Origin of the sequence: Kineococcus sp. DHX-1 (assembly GCF_042473625.1) — a bacterium.
Lineage (GTDB): Bacteria > Actinomycetota > Actinomycetes > Actinomycetales > Kineococcaceae > Kineococcus.
In genome coordinates this window covers 4,207,299-4,233,782 of the sequence record NZ_CP170445.1, presented here as the reverse complement: position 1 = coordinate 4,233,782, position 26,484 = coordinate 4,207,299, and the positions used below count along the sequence as shown (strand labels likewise).

Genomic DNA, 26,484 nt, shown 5'->3' with positions numbered 1-26,484 from the left:
GGGTCACGCCCCCGCCGGAGCGGGCGCACCAGCGAGTTCGGTGGCCTGCCGCAACGCCTCGACCATGCTGCCGACCTCCACCCGTCCGGTTCCCGCGATGTCGAACGCCGTGCCGTGGTCGACCGACGTGCGGATGACGGGCAACCCCACGGTGATGTTGACCCCCGCCTCGATCCCGAGCACCTTCACCGGGCCGTGGCCCTGGTCGTGGTACATCGCGACGATCAGATCGTAGTCACCGCGACCGCCGAGGAAGAACGCCGTGTCGGCGGGCAGGGGGCCGACCGCGTCGACGCCGGCCGCCCGCGCGGCCTCGACACCCGGGGTGATCTTCTCCGCCTCCTCGCCGTACCCGAACAGGCCGTTCTCCCCGGCGTGCGGGTTGATGGCGCAGACCCCGATGCGGGGGTTCGGGTTCCCCGCACGGCGCAGCGCCTCGGCGCCGCGGCGGATGGTCCGCTCGACGAGGCCGGGTTCGATGCGCGCGACCGCGTCGATGAGCCCGATGTGCGTCGTGACGTGGATGACCTTGATGCGCGGGGTCGTCAGCATCATCGACACCTCCTCGACGCCGCAGAAGTGCGCGAGGAGTTCGGTGTGCCCGGGGTAGAGGTGGCCGGCTGCGTGGAGCGCGGCCTTGTTGAGCGGGGCGGTGCAGATGGCCTGGACGTCACCGGCCATCGCGAGCTCGCAGGCGATGCGCACGTACTCGTGGGCGGCGTGCCCCGCGGCGGCGGACAGTTCCCCCCACGGCAGGTCGGCGGGCAGCAGTTCCGGGTCCACGACGTTGATGCGCCCCGGGGTGAACTCGGCCGACGCCACGTCGGGCACGACCACCACGTCGGCCTCGACGCCCAGGGCCTGCGCGGCCTGGCGAAGCCGCGCGGCGTCCCCGACGACGACCGGGCGACCGTCCCGGTAGGCGGCGGGGTCGAGGAGGGCCCCGACGGTGACCTCGGGGCCGACCCCGGCGCCGTCGCCCATCGTGACGGCGATCGCGGGCCGGGCGTCGATGACGGCGGTCGAGGGGGTCACGGGATCTCCTGGGGTGCGGTGGGGACGCCGCTGCGCAGAGCGCGCAGCAGCCGGACGAGGTCGGTGAGCGTCGGGTCCTGCCCGAAGCTGCCGGGTTTGGTGGCGACGAGGCGACCGTCGTCGGCGAGGCTGACGACGACGCCGTGGTCGGGCTGGGCGACCGGCCGCAGCCGGCGGACGCCGAGGTGGTCGAGGACGGCGCGGGCCGTCTGACCGCCCGTGAGGACCAGGTCGGCGGTGGGGTGCGTCCGGCCGACCCGGCGGGCGAGGTCCGCGACCGGTTCGGCCGCGTCGATCGTCAGCAGGTGGGTGTGCTCGTCGACGACGGCGGCTGCGCGCAGGTGCGCGGTCTGCGCAGAGGAGGCGGCCGACCCGCTGCCGACGGCGAGGACCACCGGTCGGTGACCGGCAGCCACGGCGGGCGCGGGGACGGCCCCGACGGGAGCGGGCACGGTGTCGGCGACGGCTGCGACGAGAGCGGCGCTGCCGACCAGGGCCACCCGCCGCCCGCGGGCGACCGCGTCGACGGCGGCGGTCGCGGCGGCGCGCAGGTCGGCGTCGGCCTCGCCGTCGAGCACCGACAGCTCCTGCCCGTCGAGCGTCCACCCGGCGCGCAGGACGCCGAGGGGGACGACGGTGACCGGCCCGTCCAGCAGGTCCGCCACGGCTCGCGGCGCGGGGTGCGGTTCGAGCGCCCACAACGCGGTGTCGGCGAGCGGGAGGTCGCCGACGAAGGGCGACCCACCCCGCACGGTGCGGCCCAGCGACGGCAGCGCGCCGGCGACGAGGACCTGGAACCCGTTGTCGTGCAACGCGTCGACGGTGGCCCTGACGTTCCCGCGCCACAGCGAGTCGAGCTTGACGACGACGAGCACGGGGCCGGTCGGGTCCGCGGTGGCGGCCCGCACGGCGTCGCGGGCCGACGCGGGGTCGATCGCCCGGTGGTCGGTGTCGACGACGGTCGTGACGCCCAGGTCCCCCGGGATGGGGGCGAGGCCGTCCAGGGAGCCGTCGAGGACGACCTGGCAGTCCCGGCCGCGGGCGAGCAGGACGCCGGCGACCTCGGCGGCGCCGGACAGGTCGTCGGCCACGACGCGCCGCAAGCCCGTGCTCGTGGGGGCGTGGGCAACGGTGTGGGGGGTAGCGGGTGCGGTCACGGGTCACCTCCTCGTGGCTCTGGTGGCGGCCATGGTTCCACATGCTGCGCGTTTCGCGCCAGACCGTTGCGCGTTCCGAGCAGTAGTGGCACAGTGCTCGTCGGACGACGCCGTCCGGCACCCCCGGCACCGGCGCCCACAGACCGACCAGCACCCGATCACCAGCCGATCAGGACGAGCCCGCCCGTCCCGCCGAGATGAGGGGTCACCGATGACCGCCGCGACACCCCGACCACCCGGTCGCCCCCCGCTCAGCCGCCGCACGCTGCTCGCCGGCGGGGCGGGCGTCGGCCTCCTCGGCGGGGTGGGGACGATCACCGGGTGTGCCGGCCCCACCGGCGCCCCCGGCCCGGACACCCTCACGCTGGCGCTGAACCGCTCCCTGGTCAGCCTCGACAACAAGCTCAACCAGTTCGACGCCGCCGTCACCGTGCAGCGGGCCGTCCGTCAGGCCCTCACCGAGATCGGCACCGACGTGAAGCCCGCGCTGGTCCTCGCGGAGAGCTTCGAACTCACCGAGCCGACGCGCTGGACCGTCCGGCTGCGCCCGGAGGCCTGCTACTCCGACGGCTCTCCCGTCACGGTCAAGGACGTCGCCACGGCGCTGCAGTGCTACGCCGACACCGACGCCAGCTTCGTCGCGAGCTTCTTCCCCGAGATCCCGACGGTCACGGCGCTGGACGACCGGACGTTCACCCTCGACACCGAGCGTCCGTTGCCGACGCTCGACGCGCTCATGAGCAACATCCTCATCACCCCCGCGGCGGCCAACCGCCCCGAGGAACTGCAGGACGGGCTCGGGTCCGGCCCCTTCGTCATGACGTCCCACGACCGCGGCACCGGCACCTACCGGCTGCGGCGGAACGAGAAGTACTGGGGAACCCCCGCGAAGGTCGAGACCGTCGACGTGCGGTTCTCCCCGGAGGAGTCCAGCCGCGTCATCGCGATCCGCAGCGGCGAGGTCGACGTCATCGACTCCATCACCCCCGACTCCGCCCAGCAGCTCAAGGGCCTGGCGGGGATCCACCTCACCGAGGTGCCGAGCCTGCGGTTCAACCAGATCTTCTACAACTTCCGCAAACCCCCGGGCCACCCGCTCGCCGACCCGCGCGGACGCCAGGCGCTCAGCATGGCCATCGACGGCGAGTCGCTGGTGAAGGAGGTCCTCGCGGGGACCGCCGTCCAGGCCGAGGGGGTCGTCACCTCCAACCAGGCCGGGTACGTGAAGACCGGGGAGTACGTCTACGACCCCGGCGCCGCGAAGAAGATCCTCGCCTCGATGGGCGCGGAGGACCTCGAGATCACCATCATCTGGGAGTCCGGCGAGTTCCCCGGCGACACGTTCGTCATGGAGGCGCTCGTCGACATGTTCGGCGACATCGGCGTCCGCGCCCGGCTGCGGGAGTTCCAGCCCGGCGGCGACATCATGTCCTGGCGGCAGGGTCGCGCGGGGGACTGGGACCTGCTGGGCAACGGCTTCCCCGGACCGACCGGCCAGGCGGTCGTCATGCTGCAGGGGATGTACGCGGGAACGGCCGAGAAGGAGAAGACCCGCGACACCTACCAGGGCTACGTCGTCCCGGCCGTCACCGACCTCATCGTCGCCGCGTCGTCCGAGACGGACCCGACCCGGCGGCAGGACCTCACCGCGCAGGCCCAGCAGGCCGTGTGGGACACCTGGCCCTGCGCCTGGCAGTTCAACCCGAAGGCCATCCTCGCCCGGCGCGACCGCGTCCACGGGATCGACCTGTCGCCCGCGAACAACTACCGCCTGTCCGCCGTCGAGCTGAAGGGCTGAGGCCGTGGTCACCTACGTCCTGAAGCGGGCCGGCCAGGGCCTGCTCACCGTGTTCCTCACGGTCTCCACCGTGTTCGTGCTCATCCGACTCGCCCCGGGCGACCCGGCCCGCGCCTTCGCCGGGCCGCTGGCCACGACGGAGCAGCTCCAGCAGGTGCGGGACCGGTTCGGCCTCGACGACCCGCTGGGGTCGCAGTACCTGACGTTCCTCTCGCAACTGCTGCACGGAAACCTCGGGCAGTCCTACAGCTTCCAGGCCCCCGCGCTGACGGTCGTGGCTGACCGCATGCCCTACACGCTCACGCTGGCGTGCACGGCCATCGTCATCGCCGCCGTCGTCTCGATCCCGCTGGGCGTCTGGATGGCCCGCCGTCGCGACAGCCGGTCCGAGCTCGCCGCGAACGTCGCGACGATCGCGGGGCAGTCCATGCCGGACTTCTGGATCGGCGTCCTGCTCCTCAGCGTCTTCGCCGTCGCGCTGCCGGTGCTGCCGGCGTCCGGGTTCACGACGTGGAGCGGGCTGCTGCTGCCGGCCGTCACCATCGCGATCCTCCAGGTCGCGCTGCTCTCGCGCCTCGTGCGGCGGGAGATGGTGCAGAACCTCGCGGCGCCCTACTTCGTCGTGGCGCGTTCGCGGGGCTTCTCCAGCCACGTCCTCACCTGGCGCTACGCGATGGGGAACTCGGCGATCCCGGTGTTCACGGCGCTCGGCACCCGGTTCGCCGCGATGCTCAACGGCGTCGTCGTGGTCGAGGTCGTCTTCGCCTGGCCCGGGGTCGGTTCCCTCGTCGTCCGGGCGCTGGAGACCCGCGACTACCCGCTGATCCAGGCGACGGTCCTCGTCACCTCGGTGCTCGCGGTCGGCGTCCAGCTCCTCGTCGACCTGCTCTACCCCCTGCTCGACCCACGCGTGCGTCTCGGGAAGGCGAGTGCAGCATGAGCACGGAAACCCCCAGCCGCCCCTCGCGGCCCAGCGCGGTCACCGCTGCGCACCTGGCCCGGGCGGCGACGACGCGGCAGGCCCGCGCGAACCGCACCAAGACGATCGCCGGTCTGGTCTGCGCGCTCCTCGTCGTCGTCCCGATCCTCCTCGCGAACCTCCTGCCGCTGCCGGACCCGAACGCGCAGGACCTCGGCGACCGCCTCCTGCCACCGCTGAGCGCCGGACACCTCCTCGGCACCGACCAGCTCGGCCGGGACCTGCTGTCCCGCGTGCTGCACGGCGGCCAGGTGTCCCTCGCCGTCGGTGTTCTCGCGGTCGTCGTCTCCGGGGCCGTCGGCCTCGTGCTCGGTGCCGCCGCGGGGTTCTACGGCCGCTGGGTCGACGTCGTCGTCTCCCGGTTGCTGGAGGCGCAGATGTCCCTGCCGCTGCTCATGATGCTGCTCCTCGTCGTGGCGCTGTTCGGGCAGTCGATCCCCGTCATCACCCTGGTGATCGCCGTCGCGCAGTGGCCGGAGGTGGCGCGACTGACCCGGTCCCTCGTGCTCGTCGAACGGGAGAAGCCGTACGTCGCGGCAGCGCGGACGCTGGGGCTGCGACGCGTCTCGATCCTCGTCCGGCACGTCGTCCCCAACGTCGTGCCGCAGACCCTGCTCGTCGTCCTGCTGCTGCTCGCGCAGGCCGTGCTGCTGGAGAGCGCGCTGAGCTTCCTCGGCGCCGGGCCGGAACGTCCGTTCGCCACCTGGGGCCGCATCGTCTCCGACGGTCAGGACTACATCGGGACCGCCTGGTGGCTCGTCACGGCACCCGGCGTCGCGATCGTGCTGCTCGTCGTCGGGGTGAACCTGCTGGGGGACGCGTTGCGGGACGGGGCGGGGACGTCCTGGCGCCGCCGCGTCCGTGGACTGCTGGGCCGAGGGAGGACCGCGTGAAGACGCTCGACCGCACGGGACCGCAGGTGCGCGACGCTGCGAGGGAACCCCGGGGTTCCGGCGCCCCGCCACTGCTGCAGGTCCAGGACCTGCAGGTGGAACTCATCACCGCGCGCGGGATCGTCCGCGCCGTCGACGGGGTCTCGTTCTCCGTCGACCGCGGGGAGACGGTGACGCTCATCGGGGAGTCGGGGTCGGGGAAGTCGACGACCGCCATGGGGATCCTCGGGCTGCTGCCCGACGACCTCGCCGTGCTGTCCGGGTCCGTGGTGCTCGACGGTGTCGACGTGCTGCGCGAACCCCGCGCGCTGGCCGCCGCCCGTGGACGCACCGTGGCGCTGGTGCCGCAGGACCCGATGACGGCGCTCAGCCCCGTGCACAGCATCGGCAGCCAGTTGCGCGAGGCCGTCCGGCACGCCGGGGCGGCCAGCGGTGCCTCGGCGGTCCAGGCCCGCGCGGAGCGCCTGCTCCAGCAGGTCCACATCCCCGACCCGCCCGCGCAGCTGCGCAAGTTCCCGCACCAGTTGTCCGGCGGGATGCTGCAGCGCGTCCTCATCGCGATGGCGCTGGCCAGCGAACCGCAGCTCATCGTGGCCGACGAACCCACCTCGGCCCTCGACGTCACCGTGCAGGCCGGCGTCCTGGACCTGTTGCTGGAACTGCAGGAGCAGCGCGGTGTCGCGCTGCTCGTCATCACCCACGACCTCGGCGTGGCCCGGCTCGTGTCCGACCGCATCCACGTCATGCGCGGCGGGGTGTTCGTCGAGTCCGGCGAGGTCGAGGCCGTCATCGCCGACCCGCGCGAGGAGTACACCCGGGCCCTGCTCGCCGCGGTGCCCACGCTGGGACCCTGGGACGAGGACCCGTCGACGGGTCCGGACGGAGGACGGTCGTGAACGAGACCGCGGTTCTCGAGGTCGAGGACCTCGTCGTGGAGTACGGGTCCTTCCGGGCCGTGGACGGCGTCTCGTTCCGCGTCCCGCGCGGCCGGACCGTCGCCGTCGTGGGGGAGTCGGGCTGCGGGAAGTCGACGATCGCCAAGGCCGTCATGCGGCTGCTGGAACCCACGGCCGGCCGGGTCGTGCTCGACGGCACCGACATCACCCACCTGCCCGACCGCCGGCTGCGGCCGTTGCGGCACCGCTGGCAGATGGTGTTCCAGGACCCCTACGGGTCCCTCGACCCGCACCTCACGGCGTCCGAGATCGTCGCGGAGGCGCTGCGGCAGCGGGGAACCCCGAAGGGCGGCCGCGAGGCCCGGGTGCGGGAGCTGTTCGACCGGGTCGGGCTGCCCGCCAGCGGGCTGGACCGGCGGCCCGCCGAGTTCTCCGGCGGACAGCGCCAGCGCATCGGCATCGCCCGGGCCCTGGCCTCCGAACCCGAACTCCTGCTGTGCGACGAGGCGACGAGCGCGCTCGACGTCTCCGTGCAGGCGCAGGTGCTCGACCTGCTGCGCGAGGTCCAGCGCGACACGGGCATCAGCTGCCTGTTCATCTCGCACAACCTCGGCGTCGTGCAGGGCATCAGCGACGAGGTCGTCGTCATGCGCGGCGGTCGCGTGGTCGAGTCCGGACCGACCGCGCGGGTGCTCACCACCCCGGCCGAGGACTACACGCGCCGGTTGCGCCGTGCAGCGCTCGACCCGGCCGCCATGGTCGGCCGCAAACCCCGGCACGTCGTCCGCGGCGTGCTCACGACCACCGGAGGGACCGCCGCATGACCGGCACCACGACCGCCACCGCAGAGCACGCGGGGGCACGCCCCGTGCTGGGCACCATGACGTTCGCCGACACCGTCGACGAGGGCACGGCCGAGGAGATGCTCGACGTCGCCCTCACCCACGGGGTGACGGCGGTCGACACCGCCAACGCCTACGCCGGCGGCGCGACCGAGGAACTCCTCGGAACCCTCCTCGCCGGCCGCCGCGACGAGGTGGAACTGGCGTCCAAGGTCGGCATGCCCCACCCGGACGCCGGCGACGACGCCCTGCTCTCGCCGGCCGCCGTCCGGCGCTGCGTCGAGGCCAGCCTGCGCCGGTTGCGGACCGACCGGCTCGACCTGCTGTACCTGCACCAGCCCGACCGGACCACGCCGGTCGAGGACACGCTGGCGGCGGTCGCGGAACTCGTCGCCGAGGGCAAGGTGCGCAGCCTCGGCGTCTCGAACTACGCGGCCTGGCAGATCGCCGACGTGGAGGCGGCGGCGGACCGCGTGGGCGCCCCGCGGCCGGTCGTGGCCCAGCAGCTCTACAACCTCCTCGCGCGCCGCATCGAGGAGGAGTACGTCGAGTTCGCCGCCGTCCACCGCCTCGCGACGATGGTCTACAACCCGCTCGGCGGCGGGTTGCTGACGGGACGGCACCGGTTCTCCGAGCGCCCCTCCGAAGGGCGGTTCGGGTCCTCGCGCCTCGCGGAGATGTACTCGCAGCGGTACTGGGACGAGCAGTTGTTCGGCGCCGTCGAGCGCCTGCGTGCCGTGGCGGACGGCGCGGGTCTGCCGATGGCCGAACTGGCCCTGCGCTGGACCGCCCACCGCGAGGTCGTGGACTCCCTGCTGCTCGGGGGTTCCCGCGCCGAACAGCTGCAGCAGAACCTGCAGGCCCTGGCGGCGGGACCGCTCCCGGCCGACGTGCTCGAGGCCTGCGACGAGGTGGGAGCCGCGTTGCGCGGACCCGCCCCGGCCTACAACCGCTGAACCCCGTCACCACCTGAGGAGACCTGACCGTGCAGGCAGCAGACCGACCGGACCCCGCCGACTTCGCCCGGCGCGTGCGCGCCCGCGACCTCGTCGTCGGCTACTGGATCACTCTCGACGCGCCGTTCGCCACCGAACGCGTCGCGCGGCTCGGGTACGACTACGTCGCGATCGACGCCCAGCACGGGCTGCTCGGGCACAGCGGGGTCCTGCACGGGATGCTCGCCGTCGACTGCGGCGGGTCGGCCGGCGTCGTCCGCGTCGCGGCGAACGACCCGACCGCCATCGGCCACGCGCTCGACGCGGGCGCCCGGGGGATCGTCGTCCCGCTGGTGAACACCGCGGCGGAGGCGGCCGCGTCCGTCCGTTCCGCGAAGTACCCGCCGCACGGCGTCCGGTCCTACGGCCCCATGCGCTCGGGACTGCGCGTCGGACCCGTTCCCGCACAGGCCGACGAGCAGACGGCGGTGCTGGCCATGATCGAGACCGCCGACGGTCTCGCGAACGTCGAGGAGATCGCCGCGACCCCCGGTCTGGACGGCCTGTACGTCGGGCCCTCGGACCTGTCCATCGGCCTGGGGGGCGCGTTCCCCGGCGACCCGGCCGTCCAGGAGGAGTTCGACGCGGCCCTGACCCGCGTCCTCGCGGCCACCGCGGCGGCGGGCATCGCTGCGGGCATCCACACCCCGCACGGCGACGTCGCCCGGCAGCGGATCGAGGCGGGCTGGACGTTCGTCACCGTCGCCTCCGACGTGGTGCACCTCGAGAACGCCGCGCGCGAGCACCTCTCGACCGCGAGGGGGCGGGCGTGACCGAGTTCCTGCTGCCGGAGGTCGACGACCCGTCGGTGACCACGCTCGGGGCGGACGGTGACGTGGTGTCGGGTTTCCTGCCCGCCCCGACCGTCCAGTGCCACGCCGCCAACCTCGCGGTCCTGCCCGGCGGTGACCTCGCGTGCGTGTGGTTCGGCGGGACCCAGGAGGGTGTCGCGGACATCGACGTGTGGATGTCGGTCCTCGCGCCGGACGCGACGGCGTGGTCGGACCCCGTCCGCCTGTCGTCGGACCCCGAACGCTCGGAGCAGAACCCGATCCTGTGGACCACGCCCGCCGGCGAGGTGTGGTTGCTGCACACCGCGCAGACCGCCGGGAACCAGGACACCGCCGAGGTGCGGCGCCGGGTGTCCACGGACGGCGGCCGGACGTTCGGGCCGACGGAGACGTTCGTGCCGTCGTCGGCCGCCGGTGGGGTGTTCGTGCGGCAACCGCCCGTCGTGACCTCGGCCGGGCGCTGGCTGCTGCCGCTGTTCCGCTGCCCCGTCGCCCCGGGAGCCCGGTGGCGGGGTGACGAGGACGACAGCGTCGTGCTCACCTCCGACGACGAGGGCCGGACCTGGCGCGAGGTCGCCGTCCCCGGCAGCACCGGGATGGTGCACATGAACGTGCAGGTGCGTCCCGACGCCTCGCTCGTGGCGTTCTACCGCAGCCGCTGGGCCGACGCCGTCCACCGCTCGACGTCGACCGACGGCGGAGACAGCTGGTCGGCGCCGGAACCCACACCGCTGCCCAACAACAACTCCTCGGTGCAGGTGTCGACGGACGCCGAGGACGGTCTCGTCATCGCCTTCGACCGCATCCGTGCGACCGAGGACAGCCCGCGCCGCGAATCCCTCTACGACGAGATCGGGGACGAGGGGATCGTCGAGCAGGTCGCGTCCGCGCAGACCACGTCCGCGGGGCCCCGCGCGGTCTGGGGAACTCCGCGCGCGCCCATGGCGCTGGCGCGTTCGACCGACGGCGGCCTCACCTGGGACCGCTCGCTCGACCTGGAGGGCGGGGACGGGAACTGCCTGACGAACGACTCCCGCGCCGGCGCGAACCACGAGTTGTCGTACCCGAGCGTCCTCGTCGTCGGTGACACGGTCCACGTCGCCTACACCTGGCACCGCCGCGCGATCCGGTACGCCCGGCTGCCGCTGGCCCTGCTGGTGCACGGGTGAACCCGCTCGCCGTCGTGACCGGGTGCAGTTCGGGGATCGGCCGGGCGGTGACGACGCACCTGCTCGACGCCGGCTACCGGGTGCGGGGGTTGTCCCGCACCGCCCCCGACGTGTCCGCCGTCGACTGGGTGGCGGCCGACCTCGCCGACGCGGGGCAGGTGGTGGCGGGAGTCGAGGACCTGGAGTCGGTCGACGCCGTGGTGCACTGCGCGGGTTTCCAGCGGACGAACCCGCTGGGGTCGCTGCGCGCCGAGGACCTGCGGGCCATGTTCGACGTCCACGTCGCCGCAGCTGCGCTGCTCGTCGACACCCTCGCCGACCGGATCGTCGACGGTGGCCGCGTGGTGCTGCTGGGCAGCCGCACGATGGTGGGCGTGGCGGGCAAGTCGCAGTACGCCGCGACCAAGGCCGCGCTGACGGGGCTGTCCCGCAGCTGGGCCCAGGAACTCGCCCCGCGCCGCATCACGGTGAACGTCGTGGCCCCCGGTCCCACCGAGACCGCCATGACGCACGACCCCGGTCGCGCGAGCACCCCCGTGAAGGTGCCGCCGCTCGGCGCCCTCGTCGACCCGGCGGACGTCGCCGCACTCGTCGGGTTCCTGCTCGGGCCGGCCGGGAGGTCGGTGACGGGCCAGGCCGTCGTCGTCTGCGGGGGCGCCTCGCTCTGAGGGGGTGGTGAGCATCCTCCGGGGGGCGTGGTGAAGCCCGCCGGAACCGGTACCGATTCGCCCGTACGGGCGATTGTCGTCCGACACACTGTTGAGGTCTCAACCGTCTCGTTCACCGGCCGAAACCTTGTGCATGGCCAAACGACTGCGGGACCTCTCCATCACCACGAAGCTCGGACTGGGCTTCGGCACCGTCTGCCTGCTGCTGGTGGCGGCGGTCGGCCTGGGGCTGCAGACCCTGCACACGTCCCAGGCGACGGTGTCGTCGATGTCCGACGTCGTGGTGCCGGGGGTCAAGTACAGCGGCCTGGTGAAGTACGGCGTCGCCCAGACGCGGCTCGACGTCACCTCGATGGGCCTGGCCACCGACGCGGCGGGCCGCGCGAGCGCCCGGAGCGCGATGGCGGCGGACGACGCGGAGCTCGACGCGGACTGGAAGGGGTACCTCGACACGTTCCCCGTCTCCACGCAGGCCGACCGCGACTCCTTCCAGGCGGACCTCGCCTCGTTCCGCCAGCTGCGCGGGCCCGCCGTCACGGCCGCCGAGAACGGCGACCTGCCGGGGTTCCAGACGGTGCGCAACCGCGACCTGCTGCCGCTGGCCACCCGGATGAACACGACCCTCGACCGGATCCAGAAGGCCGAGGTCGACAACGCGACGCACACCTCGGCGCTCGGGGCCGCTCGCTACCGCGAGGCGCTGTGGCTGCTCCTCGGCCTCGGGGCGGTGGCCCTCGTCGCCGCCGCCGTCGTCGCCGTCCTCGTGGCGCGCTCGATCACCCGCCCGCTGGGGCGGACCGCCGAGGTCGTCCGCGGGCTGGCGCAGGGTCGGCTGGACCAGCGCGTCGGGTACGCCGCCGCCGACGAGATCGGGCAGCTGTCGCGTGCCGTCGACGAGACCATGGACACCCTGTCCTCGACGATGACCGAGATCACCGCCACCGCCCAGGTCCTGGCGGGGTCGAGCGAGGAGCTGTCGGCCGTCGCCACCCAGCTCTCCGCCGGGGCCGAGGAGTCCGCCGCGCAGGCGCAGGTGGTGTCCGCCGCGGCGGAGGAGATCAGCGCGAACATCGGCACGGTTGCCGCCGCCGGCGAGCAGATGACGGCGGCCATCGGCGAGATCGCCACCTCCACTGCGGACGCGTCCGCCACCGCGGCCTCGGCCGTCGCCGCGGCCGACGGCGCCGGGCAGACCCTGCAGCGCCTCTCGGTCTCCAGCCGTGAGATCGGCGAGGTCGTCAAGCTCATCACCTCGATCGCCGCGCAGACGAACCTGCTGGCGCTCAACGCGACCATCGAGGCCGCCCGCGCCGGGGACGCCGGCAAGGGGTTCGCCGTGGTCGCCGGCGAGGTGAAGGAACTGGCCGGTCAGACCGCGCGCGCCACCGAGTCGATCACCGCCCGCGTCGGCGCCACGCAGGCCGACGTGCAGGAGGCGGCGACGGCCATCGCCCGCATCGGGGACGTCATCACGCAGATCGACGCCTTGCAGTCGACGATCGCCGCGGCGGTCGAGGAGCAGTCCGCGACGACGGGGGAGATGGTGCGCAACGTCAGCGAGGTGTCGACGGGATCCCAGGAGATCGCCGTGAACATCTCCGGGGTGGCGTCGGCGGCCAGCCAGACGACGTCCGGCGCCCACCAGACGGCGACCACCGCGGCCGACGTCTCCCGCGCCGCCGCCCGCCTCCAGGAGCTCACCGCCGCCTTCACCCTCTGACGGCCCCCCCCGCCACGGACCGCCCCTCCCGCGTGGAGAACACTCCCTCCGCCCTCAGAACACGTGTTCCGAGGGCGGAGGGAGTGTTCTCCACGCCTGAGGGGGTGGGGTGGCTGGCTGGGTCGGGTCAGGCGGCGGTGACGTCGCGCAGGGTCTCGCAGGTGCGGCGGTAGGTGGCGACGAGGTCGGCGTCCTCGCCCTGGTCGCGGCGGGCGGCCCAGTCGTCCAGGGCCGCGCGCAGTCCGGCGCCCAACGTCTCCGCGACGACGCGGGTGCGCAGGTCGACCGTCGGCGCTCCGGTCGCCGCGGCGATGCGGGAGAAGAAGGCGGCGGTCTGCTCGGCGTCGAGGCGCAGGAGGGCGCCCCGCAGACCCGTGTCCTCGATGACGAGGCAGCGCACCCGCAGCATCCGCTCGATCGAGCCCGCCTCGGCCGAGAACGACGTGAGGACGTCGGCGATGCAGTCCTCGAGGTCCGCCAGGGACGTCGAGGAGCCGACCCGGTCCTCCAGGCGCTCGGCCAGGGCGGCGTCGAAGGCGCGGTTGGCGCCGAGGGCGGCGTCCTCCTTCGTCCCGAAGTAGCGGAAGAAGGTCCGCGGCGAGACCCCTGCCGCGGCGGCGATGTCGTCGACCGTCGTCCGCTCCGAGCCGTCCCGGGCGAACAGGTCCAGGGCCACCTGCTCGATCTCCGCCCGGGTCGCGAGGCGACGGCGCTCGCGCAGGTCGGGGGCTGGGGTCGTCGTGGTCACGGAATGAGGATATCCACTGACGAGTTGGCAGCCACTGCCACTAGGGTTGTGACTGTCACCACCACGAGGAGTCCTCACCCATGTCCACGAACGAGGACGCGACCCTGCAGCCGGTCTCGTCCGCACCACCCGCCGCGGCGCCCGCAGCTCCCGGCGAGCGCGACCGCCTCGCCCCCGGCGACGCCACCGTCATCGGGCTCCTGCTCGTCTCCGCCTTCGTCGTCATCCTCAACGAGACGATCATGGGCGTGGCGCTGCCGCGGCTCATGGCCGACCTCGGCATCACGGCCGCGACCGGTCAGTGGCTGACGACGGGGTTCATGCTCACCATGGCCGTCGTCATCCCGGCGACGGGTTTCATCATGCAGCGGTTCCGGCTGCGCCAGGTCTTCGTCGCGGCGATGGGGTTGTTCAGCCTCGGGACCGCCATCGCGGCCGTCGCGCCGGGTTTCGGCGTCCTGCTCGTCGGGCGCATCGTCCAGGCCAGCGGCACCGCCGTGATGATGCCGCTGCTCATGACGACGGCGCTGACCCTCGTCCCCGCCGCGAGCCGTGGACGCACCATGGGGATGATCTCCGTCGTCATCTCCGTCGCCCCGGCGATCGGCCCGACGATCTCCGGGATCATCCTGAACTCGCTGTCCTGGCGGTGGATGTTCATCATCGTCCTGCCCATCGCGCTGCTCGCCCTCGGGGCCGGCGCGTGGAAGGTCCGCAACGTCACGACCCCGCGCCCCGCGCGCCTGGACGTCCTCTCGCTGGCGTTGTCGGCGGTCGGTTTCGGCGGGCTGATCTACGGGTTGTCGAGCATCGGGGAATCCGCCAGCGGCCACGCACCGGTCGCGCCGTGGATCCCCGTCCTGGTGGGTGTCGCCTCACTGGCGACGTTCGTCGTGCGTCAGCTCCGTCTGACCCGGACGTCCACGCCCCTCATGGACCTGCGCGTCTTCGCCAACCGCTCGTTCACCGTGTCGACGATCGTGCTCGTCACGAGCTTCATGGGCCTGTTCGGGACCCTCATCGTGCTGCCGATCTTCCTGCAGACGGTCCTCCAGCTCGGTTCCCTCGAAACGGGTCTGCTGCTCCTGCCGGGCGGCGCCGTCATGGGGATCCTGTCGCCGGTCGTCGGCCGGTTGTTCGACCGGTTCGGCCCCAGACCCCTCGTGACGCCGGGCGCGGTGCTCGTCAGCGGAGCCCTGTGGTTGCTGACGACGTTGCACCCGGGAACTCCCGCCGGGATGGTCGTCGTCGTGCACACGCTCCTCAGCGTGGGGCTGGCGTTCATGTTCACGCCGCTGTTCACCTCGGCGCTGGGTTCCCTGCGTTCGGAGCTGTACGCGCACGGATCGGCCACGGTCGGAACCGTGCAGCAGCTGGCGGGCGCAGCCGGGACGGCGCTGTTCGTCACGGTCCTGTCCACGCGCTCGGCCGACAGCCTCGCCGCGGGCACCGACGCGCTGCACGCCGTCGCCGACGGTGTCCAGGCCGCGTTCCTGTGGGGCGGGATCATCTCGCTCGTCGCGCTGGGGTTGTCGCTGCTCGTGCGGCGTCCGCCCGTCGTCCCCGGGCCGCGTACGCCCGTCCACTGAGGTCGCCCGCGACGGCCGGTTCCCGCGAGGGGGCCGGCCGTCGTGCTGTCCGGGGTGCGACGCCCGTCCACCCGTCCGACGATCGGTGCGTGGCCGAACCCCTCGTGACCCCGGACGGCCGCTACCTCGTCGTCCGCGGCCGGTTGTGGCGGCGGACGAACCCCGACCTGCCGGAGGACCGGCGCCAGGAGCTCGTCGACGAACTCATGGCCGCCCGCCGCGCGAAGCGGCAGGCCCTCGACGCCGGGGACGACGCGGCGCGGGAAGCCGCGCGGGCCCGGGTCGACGCCGCCAAGCACGGCCTGGGGGAGCGCGGCCCGGTGTGGTGGGACGACGGCGCCCCCGACCTGACCCGGCACCTGGCGAGGACGACGGAGTACGCCGACTGGTTCGCCGCTCAGGACCAGTCGTAGGGTCACCCCCCGCCGGTGCGCGGCCGCACCGGAGACCGCCAGGACGGCGGTGGTGGTGCCGAAGCCGGGTCGCACCGCCGCGGTCACCCGGCGACGGAACCCCGTCGACGGGGCGCGCGTCCGGTGCCAGGGTCGGACGGTGACCGTCCCGTACCGCCCTCTCCCGCAGGACCTGTCGGACGTCCGCTACGAGCACGGACCGGACTCCCACCCACGCCCCGGCGTCCCGCGGGGGACGACCACTGCGTGGCAGCTGGACGCCGAGGCGTACCCGGGGACGGACCGGACGGTGTGGACCCACGTCCCCGCCGGCCTCGACCCCGACCGACCGGCGGCGGTCGCGGTGTTCAACGACGGGTGGTGGTACCTCGACCCCGACGGCGACGTGCGCGGGGCGGTCGTCCTGGACAACCTCGTCGCCTGCGGCGCGTTGCCCCCGACGATCGGGGTGTTCGTCGACCCCGGGGTGTGCGACGGGCCGCGGCCGAAGAACCGCAACGTCGAGTACGACGCCGCCGACGACCGCTACGCCCGCTGCCTCGTGGACGAGGTCCTCGCCCGGGTGGGGCGGGAGCACCGGTTGTCCGACGATCCGGCTGACGCCGTCGTCGTGGGCGGCAGCAGCGGCGGGAACGCGGCGTTCACCGCCGCGTGGCACCGGCCCGACCGGTTCGGCCAGGCCGTCTGCTTCCTGGCGAGCTTCGCGCAGATGCCGGGCGGCAACCCCTACCCGCGGCTCCTCGCGGACGGTGCGCGCCGCCCCGTCCGGTGGTTCCTGCAGGCCGCGCACCGGGACCTCGGCTGGAACCGGCCGGAGTGCAACTGGTTCGCGGAGAACCTCCGCGTCGCCGCCGCGCTGGCCGAGTCCGGGCACGACGTGCGCCTGGTCGTCGGGGACGGCGGCCACAGCCCGCAGCACGCCGGGGTCCTCCTCCCGGACGCCCTGCGGTGGGCGCTGGGACCTTGCACTTGACGCACGCTCTGCACTGAGTGCAAACTTGAGCCGTGAACGATCCTCTCACCCTGCGCGACCGTCGACGGGCCGAGACGACGGCCGAGATCGCCGCCGCGGCCCTGGACCTCGCGGTCGAGCGCGGCTGGGACCAGGTCACGGTCGACGACGTCGCCGCGCGCGCGGGCATCTCGCGCCGCACGTTCTTCAACTACTTCTCGACCAAGGACGAGGCCCTCTTCCACGACGCGATGGCCTGGCGCCCGGGGGCTCTGGAAGCGTTCACCGCCTCGAGCGCGCCGTTGCTCGACGCGCTCGAGGAGCTCTTCGCCACGCAGGCCGCCCAGGACACCCCCGACCGGGACCGCGCCCTGCGGGTCATGCGCCTCGTCGACGGTTCCCCGGAACTCCTGCCCGGTCTGCTGGCCCGGATCGCCGCGAGCGAGCAGGCGCTGGCCGCGGCCGTCTCGGCGCGCGGTGACGTCGACGAGTTCACGGCGCGGACCGTCGCGGCCGTGGCCGGCGCCCTCGCCCGCGTCAGCGGCACCAACTGGATCGACGGCCGGCAACCCGACCCCCTCAGCTCGACGCGGGCGGCCTGGGCCGCCCTGCGCACCCTCACCACCACCGACCGGAGGACCCTGTGAGCACCACCGCGGCGGCGAGGCCCCGCATCGGCTGGATCTTCGCCAGCCTGATGCTCGTCATGCTGCTCGCCTCGCTCGACCAGACGATCGTCGGCACGGCGCTGCCCACGATCGTCGGGGAGCTCGACGGGCTGCAGCACATGAGCTGGGCCATCACGGCCTACACGCTCGCCATCACGATCGCCATGCCCGTCTACGGCAAGGTCGGTGACCTCGTCGGCCGCAAGCGGCTGTTCCTCGTCGCCATCGCGCTGTTCCTGCTCGGGTCCGCGCTGGCGGGTTTCTCGCAGACCATGCTGCAGTTCGTCGGGTTCCGGTTCTTGCAGGGCCTCGGCGGTTCCGGCCTGATGATCATGTCCCAGACCATCATCGCCGACGTCGTCCCGGCCCGGGACCGGGCGAAGTTCATGGCCCCCATCGGTGCCGTGTTCGGCGTCTCCGCCGTCGCCGGTCCGCTGCTCGGCGGCTGGCTCACCGACTCGGTCGACTGGCGCTGGGTGTTCTGGATCAACCTCCCGCTGGGCGTCGTCGCCCTCGCTGTGGCCGCGCTCACGATCCGCCTGCCGAAGCGGCAGAACACTGCGGCGATCGACTACGCGGGCATGGCGCTGCTCGCCCTCGCCAGCACTGGGCTCGTGCTCGTGATGAGCTGGGGCGGAACGCAGTACGCGTGGGGTTCACCGACCGTCGTGGGGTTGCTCGTCGGGACGGTCGTCGCGGTGGTCACGTTCGTCCTCGTCGAGCGTCGCGCGTCCGAACCCGTCATCCCCCTGCGGTTCTTCCGCAACCGCACCTTCGTCGTCACGACGCTGCTCGGCCTGGTCGTCGGCGCGGGCATGATGGGCGCGCTGGCCTACCTGCCGACGTACCTGCAGATGGTCTACGGCGTCGACGCCACCGAGTCCGGTCTGCTGCTGCTGCCGATGGTCGCCGGTCTGCTCGTCACGAGCCTGGCCTCCGGTGCGGCCGTGACGAAGACGGGTCGCTACAAGGTCCTGCCGATCGCCGGGACGGCTACCGCCGCCGTCGCGATGTTCCTGCTCTCGACGCTGACGGTGTCGACGTCCCTCGTGCTCGTCGGCCTCTACGTCGGGATCCTCGGCGCCGGGCTCGGCCTGTTCATGCAGATCATCGTCCTCGCCGTGCAGAACGCGGTCAGCCCGCGGGAGATCGGGACGGCGACGAGCTCGAACAACCTGTTCCGCGAACTCGGGGTCACGGTCGGGACGGCCGTCCTGGGGACGGTGTTCTCCAGCCGTCTCACCGACCGGCTCGGTGGGGCGCTCGGGGGTTCGACCGAGAGCGCCTCGAGCCTGACGCCGTCGCTCGTCGCGTCGCTGCCCGGGGACGTCGCCGACCGCGTGGTCGGCGCCTACGCCGACTCGCTCGTCCCGATCTTCCTCTGGCTCGTCCCGATGTTCCTGCTCGGCACGGTCATCGCGTTCTTCCTGCCCGAGGTTCCGCTGTCGAACACCTCTGCGGTGGAGCAGGAGCAGGACGACGACGGTGCGGACGGCCCGGCGGAGGTTCCCGCCCAGACCGTCCGCGACGGGGCGACGGACACCGACCGCCCCGTCACCCCCGGCGTCAGCTGAGGTCGACGGCCACCGTGCGGCCCTCGCGGGCCGACGTCTCAGCGGCGTCGGCCAGGACGAGGGCCGCCCGGCCGTCCTCGAACCCGGGAACCCCGGGGGCCAGGTCGCCGCGGACGGCCGCGACGAACGCGGCCAGTTCCAGTTCGTAGGCGTCGCGGTAGCGCTCGAGGAAGAACCGGCGGTACGGCTCCCCGACGGAACTCGCGTCGGCGGTCGAGGAGCGCACGAGGGTCGGGGTGACGTTGCCGACCTCGAGGAGGCCCTCGGCTCCGAAGGCCTCGATGCGCTGGTCGTAGCCGTACGCGCTGTGGCGGGAGTTCGTGATGGTGACCGACTCCCCGCCCGCGCCGACGAGGGTGGTGACCGCGGCGTCGAAGTCACCGGCACCGGCGATGCCCGCGTCGAACTGCCGCAGGCCGACGGCCGTCACCGACACGATGTCCGGGACGAACGAGCGGGCCATGTCGAAGTCGTGGATCGCCATGTCGCGGAAGATCCCGCCGGAGACCCGCACGTAGTCCGCGGGCGGCGCCTCCGGGTCGCGGCTGGTGATCGCGAGGTGCTCCAGCCGCCCGACTTCCCCGGCCTGCACCCGACGGCGCAGCTCGGCGAAGTGCGGGTCGAAGCGGCGGTTGAAGCCCAGGACGACCGGCGTCGACGCGGCGCGTGCACGGTCGCGGACCGCGTCGACGCGGGTGATGTCGAGGTCGATCGGCTTCTCGCACAGCACGGCCTTGCCGGCGTCGAGCGCCGCGGAGAGCAGGTCGACGTGCGTCGGCGTGGGGGACGCGATGACGACGGCGTCGACGTCGTCGGCCGCGATGGCCTCCAGCGCGTCGGCGGTGGCCCGGCCCCCGTACTGCGCCACCGTGCGTTCCGCTCCGGCGACGATCGCGTCGGCCGCCACGGTGAGGACCGCGTCGGGGCTGCGGTGGATCGAGGCCGCGTGGACCTGGCCGATGCGGCCGGTGCCGATGAGCGCGAAGCGGACGGGCTGGGACATCTCTGTCCTCTCGGGAGACGGGGATCGGGGCGGTGGACCGGTCCAAAGGGTAGGGACCGCCGACCTCGGGGGTCAATGCGAGTCCCTCCGACGAGCCGGATGACACGCTCTCCGCCCACCGCAGCGCCTCGAAGGGCGGCGGTCGCCGGGGCATGCCCCTGGGGCACGACGCCGGTGCCGGAGGACGTCGTCGTCCCGATTGCGCGGTTGCTCGACACCTGCCGCGGGTCGACCCGCCTGATGGGGGATGCCGGCGATGGTCGCCGTCGCCGAACACGTCGCGGACGAGGTCGTCGTCCCGCAGGACGCGGGCTGCTGCGGCTACGCGGGGGACCGGGGGCTGCTGCACCCCGAGCTGACGGCGAGCGCGACGGCGCGGGAGGCCGCCGAGGTCACCGCCCGGTCCTTCGACGCGCACTGCTCGGCGAACCGCACCTGCGAGCTGGGGCTGACGCGGGCGACGGGGCGGCCGTACCGGCACGTCCTGGAGGTGCTGGAGGAGGCGACCCGCCCCGCAGCCCGGTGAACCGTCGGCTCAGCGGCGCGGCTGCCCCGAACCGGTCAGCTTCTGGATGATCTTGCCGAGGACGGCTCCCTTGAGGAGACCCTTCAGAAGGCCCATGGTCGTTCTCCCGGTTCCGTCGGGTGTTCTCCGCGGGTGCTCCCGCCGAACACTGGTGGAGGCATTCGACCAGGTCCGGACCATCGCCGCGACCCGAGATCCGTTGCTGCAGCGAATGATCGCTGACGCTCGGCCGTTCCCCTCGGTGCAGCATCCCCGCACCGGGAGCGCGGGGAGGAGTCAGAGGAGGCGGCGAGCGGCGGCCCAGCGGGTCAGCTCGTTGCGGTTCGACAGCTGCAGCTTGCGCAGCACCGCGGACACGTGGGTCTCGACGGTCTTGACCGAGATGAACAACTCCTTCGCGACCTCCTTGTAGGCGTAGCCGCGGGCGATGAGGCGCATGACCTCGCGTTCGCGCGCCGACAGCCGGTCGAGTTCGTCGTCGGCCGCGGCGACCTCACCCGCACCGGCGCCGAACGCGTCGAGGACGAAACCGGCCAGGCGGGGGGAGAACACGGCGTCGCCCTCGGCGACCCGGCGCACGGCCGCGGCGAGGTCCTCCCCGCTGATGGTCTTCGTGACGTACCCGCGGGCGCCGCGGCGGATGACGGCGATGACGTCGTCGGCCGCGTCGGAGACGGACAGGGCCAGGAACCGCACCGGCGGGTCGGACACCAGGAACTCCGCGCACTGCGCGAGCACCTGCGCCCCACCCGAACCGGCGCCCGGGGCGGGGTTCTCGTCCGGGCCGGCGGGCAGGTGCACGTCCAGCAGGACGACGTCGGGACGCAGCCGGCCGACGGCGGCGACCGCCCCGGCGACGTCCGCGGCCTCCCCGACGACCTCGAGGTCGTCGGCGGTGGACAGTTCCGCCCGCACCCCCGTCCGCACCATCCGGTGGTCGTCGACGACGAGGACCCTGATCACGACACCGCCTCCTGCTCGTATCACGTGCCGCTGCCCGGGATCCGCAGGGCCACCTCGGTGCCCCCGTCGGCGGGACGGCGGATGGTCGCCGAACCCCCGGCCCGCTGCATGCGGCCGACGATCGACTCCCGCACGCCCAGCCGGTCCTCGGGGATCGCGTCGAGGTCGAAACCGGCGCCGCGGTCGCGCACGAAGACCTCCACACCACCGCCCCCGACCGGTTCGGCGTACAGGGACACCGTCCCACCCGCGTGCCGCCCGGCGTTCAGCAGGGCCTCGCGGGCGGCCTGGGCCAGGGCCGTCGTCCCGCGGTCCAGCGCAGCGGTGTCCAGGTCGCCCACGAGGACGACCTCCACGACGGCCCCGGACACGTCCTCCACCTCGGTGGCCGCCGCGCGCAGCGCCGCGCCGAGGGTTCCGGCCGACGTGCCGTGGTCGCCGTACAACCACTGCCGCAGTTCACGTTCCTGCCGCCGCGCCAGCCGCGCGACCTCGCCGGCGTCGGCCGACCGCTTCTGGATGAGCGCCAGCGTCTGCAGCACCGAGTCGTGCACGTGGGCGGCGAACTCGGCGCGCTGCTGCTCGCGGGCCAGCGCCGCGCGTTCGGCGCCCAGGTCCTGCCACAACCGCACCACCCAGGGCGCGGCGACGAGCCCGACCCCGCCCAGCACGACGACCCCGGCCAGCGCCGAGCGCCAGAACTGCCGCACGTCACCGACGACGACGGGGAACAGCACCGCTCCCAGGACCACGAGGGACGCACCGGCGAGGACGCGCACCACGGCACCGCGGCCGTCGCCGGCCTCCTCCACGAACCGGCGCCGCCGGGTCGCGTCCAACTGGCTCCACGCGAGCACGATCCCCGTTCCCGCGACGAGGACGGGGACGACGTACCGGGCGGACCCGTCGACGAGGTTCACGGCCGGGACGAGCCCGAGCCCGACGACGACGGCGACCCCGACGAGGGCGTTGCGGTGGGCGAGGACCCACCCCGCGGGGTCGGGGCGCTGGTCGTCGGGCAGGTCGCGCTGCCGGTCGTCCAGCACCAGCAGCCAGAGCACGACGTAGAGGACGACGCCGAAACCCCCGAGGAACGCCGAGGCGGCGAACACCGTGCGCACCTTCGAGGTCGGGACCCCGACGTGCTCGGCGATCCCGGCGGCCACGCCCGCGATCCGGCGGTGGGCCGTGCTGCGCACGAGCGGTGGACGGGGGACGGGGGCCCCGTCCTCCGACCCGCCCGAAGCTTCCCTCGTCGCCGTCAGCACCCGCCGATCGTGACACGCACCCGCACCCGGGGGATCCCCCGACGCAGGAGTTCAGGGTCGGGTCAGGGGCGTCCCCGATGTGGCCGGGGGTCGCCGGCGAGCAGTCTCGAGACATGAACTCCAGCGAGAACCTCAGCTTCGACAAGACCCAGCAGACCACCGGACAGGAGCCCCCCGTGAGCGACTGCAGCGACCAGCACTCGGGCCAGCACTCCGACCAGCCCGCCCGCCCCACCGCCGTCGACCGCTTCTTCGCCTCGATCCGCCGCACCGGCCTCGTACGGTCCCGCGACCGCTGGGTCGCCGGCGTCGCCGGGGGCATCGCCCAGCGCACCGGCGTCCACGTCAACGCCGTCCGCATCGGCTTCGTCGTCCTCGCGCTGTTCGGCGGGATCGGCCTCGGCCTGTACGGCCTCGCGTGGGCGTTCCTGCCCGACGTCACGGGCCGCATCGAGGCGCAGGCCGCCCAGCGCGGCGACGTCTCCGCCGCCCTCGCCCTGGCCGTCGGCCTCGTCGTCCTCGACCTCGTCCTGGGCAACGGACTGCTCGGCCTCGGCTGGGTCTTCTGACCTCCCGCTCGTGACGGAGTGGGAGGGTCGGACCGTGAGCAGCACAGCCACGACCGGTCAGCGCGGGGTCGCGAAGTTCTTCGCGACCGTCCGGTCCTGCGGCGTCGAACGCTCGCAGGACCGCTGGTTCGCAGGGGTCTGCGGCGGCGTGGCCGAACGTCTCGGCCTGGACCCCCTCCTCGTGCGCGGTGTCCTCGTCGCCCTGACGGTCGTCGGCGGCCTGGGCCTGGCCGCCTACGGGGCCTGCTGGCTCCTGCTGCCCGACGGACGGTCCGCGAGCGCCGGCGACGGGTCCCCCGAGGCGGCCCCGGTGCCGAGCACCCCCGGCCGCATCGAGGCCGAGGCCGTCCTGCGCGGGGACGTCTCGGGCGGTGCACTGCTCGCCGGAGCCCTAGTCCTGGCCGACGTGGTGCTGCCCCGCGCGCTGCTCGGGGTGTTCAACCAGAACCTCGACGGGCCCGGGTGGGGTTTCCTGCTCACGGGGCTGCTGGCCCTCCTGGGGTGGTGGCTGCTGCGCGACGTCCGCGTCCCGCCGCTGGACCCCGCCCGCCGCGCCGCACTCGACGCCCAGCTGGCGCCCGCCCCCACCGACGTGACGCAACCGCTGTCCCTCGTCAAGGACACCCCGGCCACTCCGACCCGGCCGTCGGTCCCCGCCGCCGGGTTCGGGTCGCCCACCGAACGTCGCGCTGCCGCCCGGCTCGCGCGCGAGCAGGCCCGCGCGGCGGCCGTCCACGCCAGGACCGAGGAGAAGGTGCGCGCGGCGTACGAGAAGGCGGCTCGAACGCGTGCCGCCCGCCGTCCGGGCTCTCCGCTGCTGACCACGGCGACCCTCGGCCTCGCCCTGCTCGCCGTCGGCCTCGTCGTCGTCGCGTCGCTGCTCACCGCCTCCGGCCCGTGGAGCGGTACGCCGCTCGCCCGGCCGCTGCAGGAGCGCACCCTTCCCCTCGCCGCGGCGACCGCCACCGTCGTCCTCGGCCTGGGCGCCGTGCTCGCCGGGCTGCGCGGCCGCCGCACCGCCCTGGTCGGGCTCGCCTGGCCCGTCGCGCTCGTCGCCGCCGCGACCGCCCTGGCCCCGCCCGCTGGGAACTGGACCGGGGACGTGGACCGCACCTGGACGCCCGCCGGGACCTCGGCGCTCAGCGCCTACGTCGGCCGGATGACCGTCGACCCGAGCGGGCTCGAGGACGGCACCGCCGCCGCGACCGTGGCCGCAGGCCGGCTCGACGTCGTCGTCCCCACCGACCGGACCGTCCTGCTCGACGTGACCGCCCTGGCCGGCTCGCTGCGCTGGCAGCCGGGCGCCGACGTCGTCGAGGTCGGCGACCGGTTGGGCGACCCCGCGATCGGTGGGCAGGTGCAGCGCGAGGGGCAGTCGGCGGTCGCCGGAGGCGTCAACCTGCGGCGCGTGTTCGCCGTCGGCCCCGACGCCGCCGCCCTGGCCGGCGCCGTCACCGTCCGCGGGGACGACCCCGCCGACTGGACCGTCCCCGACGGCACCGCGCGGGTCCGGGCCACCGCGTGGACCGGCGAGGTCCGGTTCGGCCCCGTCGGCTCGACCGTCCTGGAGGCGTCGTGAGCACCCCGGAGACCCCACCCGCGCCCCGGCCGCCGCGCGGGCCCGACTTCGGAGCCGTCCTCGGCGGCCTGGCCGTCGCCGCGACCGGGGCGGCCGTGGCGGTCCACGTCCTGTTCGGCCTCAGCTGGGACTGGAAGGTCTGGGCCGCGGGTGTCCTGCTCGTCGCGGGGGCTGGTGTCCTGCTCGCCTCGGCCGTCGCGGCCGTGCGCCGTCCCCGCGACGAGGGGCCCACCCGCCGGTAGCGTCCACCGCGTGACGAACCCGAACGCATCCGACGCGCAGGTCGAGCACCAGGCGGACTGGGGGCGGCTGGAGGACGGAACCCCGGTCGGCCGCTGGGTCCTGCGGGACGGCACGCTCGAGGTCGGCCTCGTGGAGCACGGTGCACGGCTGCAGTCCGTGCTGGCTCCCGACCGCGACGGCGTCCGCGTCGACGTCGTCCTCGGGTTCTCCGAACTCGAGCCGTACACCGGGAAGGGGCGCTCGTTCGGCGCCACGATCGGCCGGTTCGCCAACCGGATCGCCGGCGGGACGTTCGACCTCGACGGGCGGCGCCTGACGATCCCCGCCACCGACCGCGGGAACGCCATCCACGGTGGGCCGCACCCGTTCTCGGAGAAGCTGTGGACCGCGCACCCCGTCGAGGGGCTCCCGGGCGTCCGGTTCTCCCTGTTCAGCCCCGACGGCGACAACGGGTTCCCCGGTGGTCTGTCCGTGCACGTCACGTACGCCCTGCACGAGGGGGTGCTGACGATCACCTACGCGGCGACGACGGACGCCCCCACCGTCCTGAACCTCACGAACCACGCGTACTTCGACCTCGCCGGCGAGGGGTCCGGTCTGATCGACCCCCACCTCGTCCAGGTGCTCGCCGACCGGTTCCTGCCCGTCGACGAGACCGGCCTTCCGACGGGAGAGTTCCGCGACGTGAGCGGGACGCCCTTCGACCTGCGCGAGGCCGTCCCGGTCGGGTACCGCGTCGAGCTGGACGACGAGCAGCTCGAGCGCGGGAAGGGTTTCGACCACTGCTACGTCCTCGCCGGCGTCCCCGGCGGGGCCCGGCCGCCGGCGCTCGCGGCCGTCGTCACCGAACCCGTCTCCGGCCGGACCCTGGAGGTCCGCACCGACCAGCCGGGCGTCCAGTTCTTCACCGGCGGATCGCTGGCGGGGACCCTCGTCGGCAAGGCGGGCGTCGCGTACGGGCCGCGCTCGGGGTTCGCCCTGGAGACCCAGGGGTTGCCCGACGCACCCAACCGGCCGGAGTTCCCGACGACCGTCCTGCTGCCGGGGGAGGAGTTCCGTTCCGTCACGGAGTTCCGGTTCTCCGTCGCCTAGGCTGGTCGGACCGAGGGTCGCGCGCCGCGGACCCAGGTGTGGTGCAATGAGAACAGATCTCACCTGGAGGAACCGTGTTGCCGATCGCCGCTCCGCTCGGACGTCTCGTGCTCACCGCCGCCGCGTCGGCCGGGCTCATCAAGGCCGTCAGCGACGGCCGGGGGACCGCCGCCCTGCGCCGGCTGGCGGTCGGCGGCACCAAGGTCGGCATCCGCACCTCGCGCGCCGCAGAGACGGGCGTCGAGCGCCTGCGCCTCGGCGCCGGTGACATCGTCGCCCAGGCCTACGACGAGATGGGGGAGCAGCCGCCCGTGCCGCCCACCCCGCAGGCCGGTCACGACCACCAGCACTGAT

At 73.8% G+C, this 26,484-nt stretch carries 26 protein-coding genes and 1 pseudogene; 21 read left to right on the top strand and 6 right to left on the bottom strand.

The window, feature by feature from the left end:
- Window positions 1-3: 3 nt before the first annotated feature.
- Together pdxA and ACFEMC_RS20275 are read right to left on the bottom strand one after the other, a co-directional pair.
- Complete coding sequence (gene pdxA / locus ACFEMC_RS20280) at window positions 4-1,035, bottom strand: 4-hydroxythreonine-4-phosphate dehydrogenase PdxA (RefSeq protein WP_380171291.1); 1,032 nt, start codon at window positions 1,033-1,035, stop codon at window positions 4-6.
- Entirely contained in the window at window positions 1,032-2,192 is a 1,161-nt protein-coding gene (locus tag ACFEMC_RS20275; RefSeq protein WP_380171290.1) for a four-carbon acid sugar kinase family protein, read from the bottom strand. Before ACFEMC_RS20275 ends, pdxA begins: the two co-directional genes overlap by 4 nt.
- Window positions 2,193-2,403: 211 nt before the next feature.
- On the opposite strand from ACFEMC_RS20275, the gene ACFEMC_RS20270 reads away from it, so the two are divergent.
- The 10 genes from ACFEMC_RS20270 to ACFEMC_RS20225 all read left to right on the top strand — a co-directional run bounded on the left by ACFEMC_RS20270 (window position 2,404) and on the right by ACFEMC_RS20225 (window position 12,943).
- Window positions 2,404-3,990 (top strand): ABC transporter substrate-binding protein, encoded by a 1,587-nt coding sequence (locus ACFEMC_RS20270; protein ID WP_380171289.1) that lies wholly within the window; start codon window positions 2,404-2,406, stop codon window positions 3,988-3,990.
- Between the two features lie 4 nt (window positions 3,991-3,994).
- The gene (locus ACFEMC_RS20265) at window positions 3,995-4,930 is read left to right on the top strand and encodes an ABC transporter permease (RefSeq protein ID WP_367637114.1); all 936 of its coding nucleotides are present in this window, start codon (window positions 3,995-3,997) and stop codon (window positions 4,928-4,930) included.
- On the top strand, window positions 4,927-5,862 hold the full coding sequence (locus ACFEMC_RS20260; protein WP_380171288.1) for an ABC transporter permease: 936 nt from the start codon (window positions 4,927-4,929) through the stop codon (window positions 5,860-5,862). Before ACFEMC_RS20265 ends, ACFEMC_RS20260 begins: the two co-directional genes overlap by 4 nt.
- Window positions 5,863-5,888: 26 nt before the next feature.
- Complete coding sequence (locus tag ACFEMC_RS20255; protein ID WP_380176888.1) at window positions 5,889-6,758, top strand: ABC transporter ATP-binding protein; 870 nt, start codon at window positions 5,889-5,891, stop codon at window positions 6,756-6,758.
- Complete coding sequence (locus ACFEMC_RS20250) at window positions 6,755-7,582, top strand: ATP-binding cassette domain-containing protein (protein WP_380171287.1); 828 nt, start codon at window positions 6,755-6,757, stop codon at window positions 7,580-7,582. Before ACFEMC_RS20255 ends, ACFEMC_RS20250 begins: the two co-directional genes overlap by 4 nt.
- Window positions 7,579-8,556 (top strand): aldo/keto reductase, encoded by a 978-nt coding sequence (locus ACFEMC_RS20245; RefSeq protein WP_380171286.1) that lies wholly within the window; start codon window positions 7,579-7,581, stop codon window positions 8,554-8,556. The genes ACFEMC_RS20250 and ACFEMC_RS20245 overlap by 4 nt, the downstream gene beginning before the upstream one ends.
- Before the next feature lie 29 nt (window positions 8,557-8,585).
- Complete coding sequence (locus ACFEMC_RS20240) at window positions 8,586-9,368, top strand: HpcH/HpaI aldolase/citrate lyase family protein (protein WP_380171285.1); 783 nt, start codon at window positions 8,586-8,588, stop codon at window positions 9,366-9,368.
- Window positions 9,365-10,555, top strand: a complete 1,191-nt coding sequence (locus ACFEMC_RS20235) for an exo-alpha-sialidase (RefSeq protein WP_380171284.1) — start codon at window positions 9,365-9,367, stop codon at window positions 10,553-10,555. Before ACFEMC_RS20240 ends, ACFEMC_RS20235 begins: the two co-directional genes overlap by 4 nt.
- On the top strand, window positions 10,552-11,223 hold the full coding sequence (locus ACFEMC_RS20230) for an SDR family NAD(P)-dependent oxidoreductase (RefSeq protein WP_380171283.1): 672 nt from the start codon (window positions 10,552-10,554) through the stop codon (window positions 11,221-11,223). Before ACFEMC_RS20235 ends, ACFEMC_RS20230 begins: the two co-directional genes overlap by 4 nt.
- A 133-nt stretch (window positions 11,224-11,356) precedes the next feature.
- Entirely contained in the window at window positions 11,357-12,943 is a 1,587-nt protein-coding gene (locus ACFEMC_RS20225; protein ID WP_380171282.1) for a methyl-accepting chemotaxis protein, read from the top strand.
- Between the two features lie 127 nt (window positions 12,944-13,070).
- Here the strand turns inward: ACFEMC_RS20225 and ACFEMC_RS20220 are convergent, their stop codons facing one another.
- On the bottom strand, window positions 13,071-13,691 hold the full coding sequence (locus tag ACFEMC_RS20220; protein WP_380171281.1) for a TetR family transcriptional regulator: 621 nt from the start codon (window positions 13,689-13,691) through the stop codon (window positions 13,071-13,073).
- 80 nt (window positions 13,692-13,771) lie between these two features.
- Between ACFEMC_RS20220 and ACFEMC_RS20215 the strand changes: the two genes are divergently transcribed.
- The 5 genes from ACFEMC_RS20215 (at window position 13,772) to ACFEMC_RS20195 (ending at window position 18,887) form a co-directional block, all read left to right on the top strand.
- Window positions 13,772-15,280 carry an MDR family MFS transporter gene (locus ACFEMC_RS20215; protein ID WP_380171280.1) on the top strand — a complete coding sequence of 503 codons (1,509 nt, stop codon included), beginning with the start codon at window positions 13,772-13,774 and terminating at the stop codon, window positions 15,278-15,280.
- Between the two features lie 89 nt (window positions 15,281-15,369).
- On the top strand, window positions 15,370-15,693 hold the full coding sequence (locus ACFEMC_RS20210) for a hypothetical protein (protein ID WP_380171279.1): 324 nt from the start codon (window positions 15,370-15,372) through the stop codon (window positions 15,691-15,693).
- Window positions 15,694-15,832: 139 nt separating this feature from the next.
- The gene (locus ACFEMC_RS20205; RefSeq protein ID WP_380171278.1) at window positions 15,833-16,666 is read left to right on the top strand and encodes an alpha/beta hydrolase; all 834 of its coding nucleotides are present in this window, start codon (window positions 15,833-15,835) and stop codon (window positions 16,664-16,666) included.
- Window positions 16,667-16,698: 32 nt separating this feature from the next.
- Entirely contained in the window at window positions 16,699-17,292 is a 594-nt protein-coding gene (locus ACFEMC_RS20200; protein WP_380171277.1) for a TetR/AcrR family transcriptional regulator, read from the top strand.
- The gene (locus ACFEMC_RS20195; RefSeq protein ID WP_380171276.1) at window positions 17,289-18,887 is read left to right on the top strand and encodes an MDR family MFS transporter; all 1,599 of its coding nucleotides are present in this window, start codon (window positions 17,289-17,291) and stop codon (window positions 18,885-18,887) included. The genes ACFEMC_RS20200 and ACFEMC_RS20195 overlap by 4 nt, the downstream gene beginning before the upstream one ends.
- On the opposite strand, the gene ACFEMC_RS20190 is transcribed toward ACFEMC_RS20195, so the two are convergent.
- Window positions 18,880-19,890 (bottom strand): Gfo/Idh/MocA family oxidoreductase, encoded by a 1,011-nt coding sequence (locus ACFEMC_RS20190; RefSeq protein WP_380171275.1) that lies wholly within the window; start codon window positions 19,888-19,890, stop codon window positions 18,880-18,882. The genes ACFEMC_RS20195 and ACFEMC_RS20190 overlap by 8 nt on opposite strands.
- A 262-nt stretch (window positions 19,891-20,152) precedes the next feature.
- On the opposite strand from ACFEMC_RS20190, the pseudogene ACFEMC_RS20185 reads away from it, so the two are divergent.
- Window positions 20,153-20,416, top strand: a pseudogene (locus ACFEMC_RS20185) (hypothetical protein); the annotation flags it as partial.
- Window positions 20,417-20,692: 276 nt separating this feature from the next.
- Here the strand turns inward: ACFEMC_RS20185 and ACFEMC_RS20180 are convergent.
- Window positions 20,693-21,346 carry a LuxR C-terminal-related transcriptional regulator gene (locus tag ACFEMC_RS20180; RefSeq protein WP_380176887.1) on the bottom strand — a complete coding sequence of 218 codons (654 nt, stop codon included), beginning with the start codon at window positions 21,344-21,346 and terminating at the stop codon, window positions 20,693-20,695.
- Window positions 21,347-21,399: 53 nt separating this feature from the next.
- The gene (locus ACFEMC_RS20175) at window positions 21,400-22,647 is read right to left on the bottom strand and encodes a PspC domain-containing protein (RefSeq protein WP_380171274.1); all 1,248 of its coding nucleotides are present in this window, start codon (window positions 22,645-22,647) and stop codon (window positions 21,400-21,402) included.
- A 113-nt stretch (window positions 22,648-22,760) separates the two neighbouring features.
- Between ACFEMC_RS20175 and ACFEMC_RS20170 the strand changes: the two genes are divergently transcribed.
- From ACFEMC_RS20170 to ACFEMC_RS20150, 5 genes are all read left to right on the top strand, one after another.
- Complete coding sequence (locus ACFEMC_RS20170; RefSeq protein WP_380171273.1) at window positions 22,761-23,216, top strand: PspC domain-containing protein; 456 nt, start codon at window positions 22,761-22,763, stop codon at window positions 23,214-23,216.
- Between the two features lie 34 nt (window positions 23,217-23,250).
- Entirely contained in the window at window positions 23,251-24,795 is a 1,545-nt protein-coding gene (locus tag ACFEMC_RS20165; protein ID WP_380171272.1) for a PspC domain-containing protein, read from the top strand.
- A complete protein-coding gene (locus ACFEMC_RS20160; RefSeq protein WP_380171271.1) occupies window positions 24,792-25,037 on the top strand; it encodes a hypothetical protein in 246 nt (81 codons plus the stop codon). The genes ACFEMC_RS20165 and ACFEMC_RS20160 overlap by 4 nt, the downstream gene beginning before the upstream one ends.
- A 10-nt stretch (window positions 25,038-25,047) precedes the next feature.
- Window positions 25,048-26,130, top strand: coding sequence for an aldose epimerase family protein (locus ACFEMC_RS20155; RefSeq protein ID WP_380171270.1), 1,083 nt, complete (start codon window positions 25,048-25,050; stop codon window positions 26,128-26,130).
- 74 nt (window positions 26,131-26,204) lie between these two features.
- Window positions 26,205-26,483 (top strand): DUF1490 family protein, encoded by a 279-nt coding sequence (locus tag ACFEMC_RS20150; RefSeq protein ID WP_380171269.1) that lies wholly within the window; start codon window positions 26,205-26,207, stop codon window positions 26,481-26,483.
- The last annotated feature ends 1 nt before the right edge of the window (window position 26,484 follow it).